The organism is Novosphingobium sp. (assembly GCF_036733805.1).
Lineage (GTDB): Bacteria > Pseudomonadota > Alphaproteobacteria > Sphingomonadales > Sphingomonadaceae > Novosphingobium.
In genome coordinates this window covers 1-7,674 of the sequence record NZ_DAIMZT010000084.1, presented here as the reverse complement: position 1 = coordinate 7,674, position 7,674 = coordinate 1, and the positions used below count along the sequence as shown (strand labels likewise).

The 7,674-nt window shown below is 59.7% G+C and carries 7 protein-coding genes; 2 read left to right on the top strand and 5 right to left on the bottom strand.

Annotation, left to right across the window (positions count from 1 at the left end; genetic code table 11):
• Nucleotides 1–361 precede the first annotated feature (361 nt).
• Complete coding sequence (locus V7D69_RS14500) at nucleotides 362–1,129, top strand: SDR family NAD(P)-dependent oxidoreductase (RefSeq protein WP_333606151.1); 768 nt, start codon at nucleotides 362–364, stop codon at nucleotides 1,127–1,129.
• A gap of 75 nt (nucleotides 1,130–1,204) precedes the next feature.
• Here the strand turns inward: V7D69_RS14500 and V7D69_RS14495 are convergent, their stop codons facing one another.
• The 4 genes from V7D69_RS14495 to V7D69_RS14480 all read right to left on the bottom strand — a co-directional run bounded on the left by V7D69_RS14495 (nucleotide 1,205) and on the right by V7D69_RS14480 (nucleotide 5,153).
• A complete protein-coding gene (locus V7D69_RS14495; RefSeq protein WP_333606150.1) occupies nucleotides 1,205–1,435 on the bottom strand; it encodes a nuclear transport factor 2 family protein in 231 nt (76 codons plus the stop codon).
• Nucleotides 1,432–2,703 (bottom strand): MFS transporter, encoded by a 1,272-nt coding sequence (locus V7D69_RS14490; RefSeq protein ID WP_333606149.1) that lies wholly within the window; start codon nucleotides 2,701–2,703, stop codon nucleotides 1,432–1,434. Before V7D69_RS14490 ends, V7D69_RS14495 begins: the two co-directional genes overlap by 4 nt.
• Before the next feature lie 244 nt (nucleotides 2,704–2,947).
• Nucleotides 2,948–3,967 carry a hypothetical protein gene (locus V7D69_RS14485; protein ID WP_333606148.1) on the bottom strand — a complete coding sequence of 340 codons (1,020 nt, stop codon included), beginning with the start codon at nucleotides 3,965–3,967 and terminating at the stop codon, nucleotides 2,948–2,950.
• 34 nt (nucleotides 3,968–4,001) lie between these two features.
• Nucleotides 4,002–5,153, bottom strand: a complete 1,152-nt coding sequence (locus V7D69_RS14480) for a sulfotransferase family protein (RefSeq protein WP_333606147.1) — start codon at nucleotides 5,151–5,153, stop codon at nucleotides 4,002–4,004.
• Nucleotides 5,154–5,379: 226 nt separating this feature from the next.
• Here V7D69_RS14480 and V7D69_RS14475 point away from each other — a divergent pair, with 226 nt between their 5' ends.
• A complete protein-coding gene (locus V7D69_RS14475; protein ID WP_333606146.1) occupies nucleotides 5,380–6,339 on the top strand; it encodes a LysR family transcriptional regulator in 960 nt (319 codons plus the stop codon).
• Between the two features lie 143 nt (nucleotides 6,340–6,482).
• Here the strand turns inward: V7D69_RS14475 and V7D69_RS14470 are convergent, their stop codons facing one another.
• Nucleotides 6,483–7,571 (bottom strand): sugar phosphate isomerase/epimerase family protein, encoded by a 1,089-nt coding sequence (locus V7D69_RS14470; protein WP_333606145.1) that lies wholly within the window; start codon nucleotides 7,569–7,571, stop codon nucleotides 6,483–6,485.
• Nucleotides 7,572–7,674: the final 103 nt, after the last annotated feature.

Genomic DNA, 7,674 nt, shown 5'->3' with positions numbered 1-7,674 from the left:
CGGAAGTTGGGCTGGTGATGACCGATCAAGGCCGCTTCGGCAAGGGGCTGCCGTCACGGGCCGCAACGGCCGCAGGCATTTTCCAAGATGACCAATGGCCCATTTACCGGCGGACGTGCGAAGGATAGCCATCGCAGGCGGCGACCCTGCCGAGGCGAAATCCAAGCGGGAAACCTCGCCTTTCAGTCATAAGATAGGTGCGGCGCGCCTTCGCCCTCGCCTATCGAACGTCGATGGGGACTTGCGGCCGGGTCATGAGATCGGGCGGCGGGGACGGCTCTACGAGACGATCTGGAATTGATCCCGTCATGTCTGCGTTCCAACGGCACAGACTGACCAACTACCCTGGGGAGACGACCGCTTGTTCGAGCAGACAAGATTGGATGGCAAAGTCGCGATCGTCACCGGGGGAGCCCGCGGCATTGGCAGGGGGATCGCCCAGGCGCTGGCTGGCGCGGGTGCGACCGTCATGGTGACGGGACGAACCCAAACGACGCTCGACGAGACAGTTGCGCAAATCAATGCCCAGGGCGGGAAAGCCGTGGCGGTGCTCGCGGATGTGGAATGTAGCGCCGACAACAAACGCACGGTTGAAACCGCGCTGGACCTGTTCGGTCGGATTGACATCCTCATCAATAATGCTGGCGGCACCTATCATGCGAAGTTCTTCGAGATAACGATCGACCGCTTCGCGACGGCGCTCAGGTTCAATCTGCTGTCGGCCTTCGAGATGACGCAGCTGGCCGCGCCGCACATGAAGAACGGAACGGGCTGCGTCATCAATATCTCGTCCAGGTCGGCCGAGTTCGGAGGAGGACCGAATTTCCTGACATACAGCGTTTCCAAAGCGGCGCTCGAGCAACTCACGCGTACAATGGCCTGGGAACTGGCGCCGACAATTCGCGTCAATGCAATATCCGTGGGGGTCGTGCGGACCGACGCATGGGACGTTGGCTTCAGCATGATGGACGACGACGCAAAAAGAATGTTCATGAAACAGGTCCCCTTGCAAACGCTGGGGAGCGTGGAAAACATAGGGCTGGCAGCTCTCTACCTTTGTTCGGACATGAGCTATGTGACCGCGCAGATCGTCAATGTCGACGGCGGACTACGTGGCGCGATCATGTGAGACAAGGCGCTACGTGCGGCGTTTGATTTGTCGCATTTTCGCGCCAGCAGGGAGGCCAGCTGTTTCGAAAACCTTCTAGCGGACCAGATGCGCCCAGACAATCATATGAACCCCCTCGAGTGAAGATAATCCAGAGCGGAAGAACGCCACAAAATCCTCGATGCCTATCCTCGGTCGATCCATCGCCCCTTTATAGTCGACGATGACATCATCGGTGAAACAGGTCCGGAGGAGAGCCACATCGCGCATATCAACCGCCCGCCCGTAGCGGATCATGAGGTCGTAGATCTCTTCGCGATCCGTCATGCCGATGTCGCGGACACCCCCCGCCCGACCTCATCCGACCGGCACGCCAAAGGAGCCGTCGAGCGGACAGCCAATATCATCGCCGCAGCGACAATGTGCAGCGCCATGAAGGTGAGGAACATCATATGGTAAGAGCCGGTCCTGTCGAACACTTCCCCCGCAAAACGGGAGCACAGTGCAAGGCTCAGCGCCGAGAGCGGCGTTATGAGGCCTCGAATGGTGCCATAGGACGCAAGGCCGAAACGGTCAGCGACAAGGGTCTGCATCAGCGCCGGCGTCATTCCCGCGCACAGGCCCAGGGCCGCCGCGCCGGCAAAAAGTGAAACATAGCTGCTGGCGTAATTCAGCGCGATGTTGACCGGGACCCCGAGAAAATAGATCACAGCCGTCAGCGACAGGATGTTCGCCCGTTTGCCGATCCACGCCAGCAAAAGCTTCGCCCCGACCGAGGTTGCACCCAATATCGTCAGCAGGCTCGTGGCCTGCACAAGTGTGAGGCCCTTGCCCAGACCAAGGGGCACCAAGGTGATCGCGATGGCGGTAAGAACGCCAAGGGCAATCGAGACGCTGGTCCCGATCAGCCAGAACTGTTTCATTTTCAGCAAATCCCGCACCCGCACCGGCTGGCCATCCGCCCCGGGTCCCTGCCGTTTATCGGCGCTCGCGGGCGACAGGGATCCTGGCTCGATGTCATCCGCGCCCGGATGCTCGCGGATGAGGAGAGCGGCCGCCAGGAGCGCGATCGTCAAAAAGGCACCGATCGTCAGAAGCGCCATCCGCCATCCAAAGGTCTGGACGAGAAGACTGACCGGCACCGGCATCACGATACTGCCCAAGGACATGCCGACGACCGACAGGGCGATCGCGCGGGTGCGCTGCACCTTGAACCATCTCGCGACAAGCACGCTCAGGGTAATCAGCGCGCCTCCGTCAATTCCTATCGGAATGAGGACGGCCAGGGCGAGGATCCACAACCACATCGAATGCGCCTGCGACAGGATCACGAAACCGAGGCCCATGAGCAATGCGGAAGCGATCAGAATCGGCCTGGCCGGCACATAGTCGAGCGCGCGCCCGACGAAAGGCGCCATCACGCCGCTGCCGATGCTGGTGAAAGCGAAGGCGGTGTTCATCGCGGCGCGCGACAGGTGGAGTTCCTGCGACACGGGGACGACGAAAATGCCGAACGCGTTCGTCGTGGCGCCCATGACCACTGTGTAGCCAATCACCGCAATTGCAACGATCACCCAGCCATAATAGATTCGCATAACCCGGCTCCATGCTCGCTCGGCCAAAGGCAAAGCCTACCCTCAAAGAGTCGAAACGCGCCTGCTGGCCCATGTTCGATGCCGCCAGAATTTGATGCCCGAGGGCAACCGCAGCCGGCGCCCTGCTGTTCCACCATGTCGACCGCTTCCTTGATCTGGATGCCCTCCGCCTGCCGGGAGCAGGGACGGCGATGAGCGTCCGGCCCATCGCCGTCCCTGCTGTCGATGGCGTTGCCCCGCCGGTTCAGACCGGGCAGGATCGTTCGATGATGCCGATGGCGGTCTGGTCGCCCCACCTGTACTGAACGGCGCTCTGCTCAAGGCTCAGGCCGCCCATGAGATCCCACTGCGGCTTGAACGTGCAAAGCATCGTCGTCCCTTCGATGCGGGTGCGGCCGAGTTCGGATTCGAGCACCAGCGAGACATCGGAGCCATGCGGCTTCAACTCGGTGAGCCAGGGCGCCTCGACGACCCTGGCATTGTAGCACTTGCCGTCCTTGTAGATGTAGCCGGTGTTATAATCGGGCTGCCCGGCCTTTTCGGGATAGACGTTGCAACCAAATGCGCTGCCGTCCGGGAAGGCGGCCGCCTGCCAGTCATGGCCCCAGAAACCGGCAAAATCCCGGATGCTGTGGCGATGGATCAGAACCCCCGTGCCCTTGAACGGGCGGGGCTTGCCATCGACCTCGAAGGTGCCGTTGATCGCGACGGGCACTTCATAACGCCAGCCGACACCCATCGCCCGCGCAGCGAAGCTCGTGTCACCAGGGGCAAAATATTGCGCCCATGGCACGGAGGTGACGGTGATCTCGGCGTCGAGACGAATGGCGGCCCGCTTCGCGGGGTCCATCTGCTTGGCGATCTGCTCGTCGATGGTCCCGGCCAAGGGCTCATCCGCATAGGTGACGTGCCATTTCTTCAGGGGTTCGATGCAGCGGAATTGCAGGACGCTGCATCCGACTATCGTGGGATTGCCGTCCACATCCTCCGTCGGGACCCTGGGGAACATGCCCCAGCCATCGAACACCCTTCCATCGTTCAGCGAGACATTCGCGCACACAAGGCGATTGTCCCAATGTTCGCCGGTGGCATCGACTGCAAGACGCGGAAAGGCAAATTCGCCATTGTCTTCAGCGAACCAGATGTTGACGCCTTCGCGCATGTCTGGATTTTCCGGTCTCGCCGGCATGGGCTTGCCAGCACCAGCGGGAAGGGAATCTCCCGCAGTCTTGAGCGGAAGCGTTGCGAATGCAGCGTCGATCATGATGGTTCCTCTCTTGCAGGACATTGCGTGCCATTCAGGCCGCCTGGCGTTCCAAATGACGGTCGGTGTAGAATTTGAAGATCTTCCGCAGATGATCCGGCTCGATTTGGTCGGATTCGACCAAATAACTTCGACTGCCGCTGGCGTCCGATGACGAGGTCTTGCGCCATTCCGCCATGCGCGCGCGCGTTTCGTCGGTCAGCTCCTGGCCTATAAAGGCGTATATTGCCTCGATCGACTCGTCCGGCCTGGCGACGAACTCGGCGAACTGGACATCGATGAAGCGATCCTCGGCGCCATTGTCCCGAAACGCCATCAAGCGCCGCAGCCCGACCGTCCACCACTCGATGTTGACGTCGACAGCATAGTGCGCGGCAGCTTCGCTTGTCGAGGGGCGCAGCATCTCGAAATAGAGATCGACGACCGACGGCAGAACCTTGCCGATGTCGCGGTGCGTCATCCAGAATTGGGCGTCGGGGAAAACCTGGTCCAGCGCCGTGATGAAGGGCATATGGCTTGGGCTCTTCAGGCGCCAGTGCCGGCCCGGGCAGCGCCATTGGAGAAGCTTCAACGCACGCTTCATATATTGGTAGGTCGGGACCAGATCGGCCTCGTGAAGCAGCCAGTTCGCATAGTCCGGGCAACAGGACTTCGTCAGGAATTCCTGGCATTTGAAGTCCAGACCCATAAGGTTCTGGCACTCCGCAATCGACGTGGGCGCGAAGGGCACCATCAACTTCATGCGGGGATAAAGTTGATCCGCATATTCCATCATCTTGCCCATTTCGGCAATGCGTGGATCGGTCTTGTAGGTGGCCGTCTCGGGCGGCGGACAGGGGGCGAAGGCCTCCCACATCTGCAAGGAGCGCGCGTCCGGATCTTCCGCGAGCGTACATCCCAGCGCCGTCGAACCGGTACGCGGCAATCCCAGCCCGATGAGTGGCCGAATGATTTCCTGTTCGTCAATTTCCGGATGAAGCCTGTACCAATGCTCGATCTTCAGGCGGTTGGACAGAAGCATCAGGCAATGGCCTTCCAGCACCTGCCAGCCTAGATCGTTGAGGCTCGAACTGGCATTGGCCGTTCGGACAACCTGCTCCAGCCCCTCGCGAAAACCGTCGTCGCCAAAATCGTCGAGCCCGGTTGCCTGCCTCGCCTTGTCGATCAGTCCAGCCGCACTCAGCATCTCATTCTCTCCGCTCCATAAGAGCCGGAACGGATCCTTAGAGGATCTGCGTCGCGGCTCGGCTCAGCTTCGGTGGGCGATCATGCCAAATCGGCCAACACCCGTTGTCCTGCGCTTCTTCCTTGTTGATAGCAGTTTACAGCGACCATTTTAGAACTAAAAACGGCATTATTGATCCTTCATAAGAAACAATGGGTCGCCCGGGATCGCGACATGGAGCAGGAAAATGATAGATCTTTCGCTGTTGCGACACTTTCTGGCTGTCGCGAAAATGCGGAGCTTCACGGACGCGGCGGAGCAAAATAATGTGAGCCGTCCGGTGATCTCGCGGTCGATCAAGCGACTCGAGGATCAGCTTGGGACCAGCATGTTCGAACGAACGACGCGTTCTGTCACTCTGACCCCTGCTGGGGAGGCCCTTTTCGCCGAGATGGAAGCGATTATGGATCGCATCGCCGTACTTGCGCGCAAGGTCGGCAGGATAGGAAAAGGCGACAACGCGTCCTTGAAAATAGGCGTTTGCTCTACGGCCGACACTCAGATGCCGCTCGTCGCCAAGGCGGTCAGCGGCCTGCGAATGCGAAATCCCGAGATCGACGTAGAACTCAGCGCGATTTCACGGGATAATCTGAGCGAGGCCCTTCGATCAGCGGAAGTCGACATCGGCTTCATGGTGCTGAACAGAAGCGACTGCAGAGGGCTGGAATGGCGGGTCCTCGCTACCAGCCCAATCATGCTGTGGGTTCCACCATCCTGGAATGTAGCCGCGCCTACCGTAAAACTTGAACAGTTTCGTGAAGAAACCTGGGTTTTGGCTCATCCAAAGATTTCGCCGGACCTTCTCGAAATGCAGATGTCGCTTTTCCAAAGTGCCGGGTTCACGCCCCGAAAAACGGTGTCGCCCACCGACTATCTGTCCGGCCAGATGATGCGGATATGCGAAAAAGGACCCATATTCATTCACATGTGGGACGCGGAGGGAGATCCGTCCGCAAAGGCAATCGAAGGCCTGCCTGGCTACTGCTTTTCAGATATGGTCATCGCCTGGGCCGACGGGGCGCGCTGCGCGCTGATAAACAAGTTCATGGACCAGTTTTCGCTCGCCGCGAACGAGCATGAAAGGGCAATCCAGCCCAACGGACATAAGCATGGGGGAAAAGTCCGTCGACCTCGCTCATCAGCATGAATTCGGTCCAGCCAGACCCCAACGGTCGTCCCTGGTCAGGACGGGAAATCAATAATCATATCAGGTTGTCACGCTTCATATCCGCGGCCGACACTTTGGAGCGGGCCATATCGACGAGCGAAGGCACCACCATGCTGGACATGTCAAAGGCCGGCTCTTGCAAGGAGCGGCTGGACAAACCGATAAGCCTTCCGGGCCGACTCCATGCCTGAAATTCGATAAGGTGGTTCTTCCTCAACATATATATGTTGGACGGAAGAGGATTTGAGCGCGTCTACGATCGAATTCCAGTTCTGTATCCCTTCACCCATGTCGGCCGTGTTCAGTTGAGAAACAGCGTTGGACGGCGTCGGGGCCAGATCCTTGAAATGTAGCTGAGTGATCCTGCCCCGATAATTTCTCAGCAATGCAGCAGGATCGAGCCCGGCCGACCGGGCCCACCCAAGGTCCAGCTCGAAATCGACGAGTTTCGGATCGGTTTCAGCCACAAGCAGTTCATAGGCCAGGCGGCCATTGGGCAGCCTGGTGAATTCCGCGTTATGATTGTGATATCCCAGGCGGAGCCCGACCCGGCTGAGTTTGGCGCCCGCCTCGTTCAGCCGCTGGGCGATAGCGGTCCAGTCACTGGCTGACATGGACTTTACAAGCTCTGTAGACGCTTGCGATAACCGTTTGAGATCACCAATCAGTTCCGACGCATCAGGCCTTCGCGCCAGCATGTCTCGCATCGGCAACACGGCAACAACCAGATTGCGCGCGCCGACGATCTTCGCATAGTCCGTCGTGTTCGACATGTCGGCAAGGGACAGTTCGCCCATCACCGATGGGTCCAGGCCCACATGGATGCTGGGACAAGCGAGCCCCGCATGATCCAGTTGCCGCCTATAATCCTTGGCGCTCAGGCCCGGCGGCGCTCCCTCGACCTCCCGGAAGCCGATCCGGCGGAGCGTCGCCAGGTCATCAGGCAGTTTATTGAGCGCGGCATGCCCCGGCATGGGGGCATGCCCGATTACATAGAGCTGGACACCGACCCGCAGGGAAAGGGGCGTCAGGCGGCGCGCCGCAATCGACCCGGCAGCCCCGATCTGACCTGACAGCCCAGCAGACGCCAGTCCCGTCAGCACATGGCGTCTTGACAGCGGCATGGACACCCTCTCGTTCTTTATCCCTTCATCCAGTAACCGCCAGGGTTCATCGCCCACGACATGGTTGAAACCGATTATAGCGGTCACTCGCGGCTCGATTGCCGTCGAAATGTGAGCGAGCCATCGGGGCCGCGACACTTCACTTCACCTATCTTTTGACTGGCCCCGACGCCATTCATGCAAGTGCAAC

Bases quoted from the DNA above. Each gene is read 5' to 3' on its own strand.
- V7D69_RS14495 (WP_333606150.1), bottom strand. From the start codon at position 1,435: ATGACGGATCGCGAAGAGATCTACGACCTCATGATCCGCTACGGGCGG.
- V7D69_RS14490 (WP_333606149.1), bottom strand. From the start codon at position 2,703: ATGCGAATCTATTATGGCTGGGTGATCGTTGCAATTGCGGTGATTGGC.
- V7D69_RS14485 (WP_333606148.1), bottom strand. From the start codon at position 3,967: ATGATCGACGCTGCATTCGCAACGCTTCCGCTCAAGACTGCGGGAGAT.
- V7D69_RS14480 (WP_333606147.1), bottom strand. From the start codon at position 5,153: ATGCTGAGTGCGGCTGGACTGATCGACAAGGCGAGGCAGGCAACCGGG.
- V7D69_RS14475 (WP_333606146.1), top strand. From the start codon at position 5,380: ATGATAGATCTTTCGCTGTTGCGACACTTTCTGGCTGTCGCGAAAATG.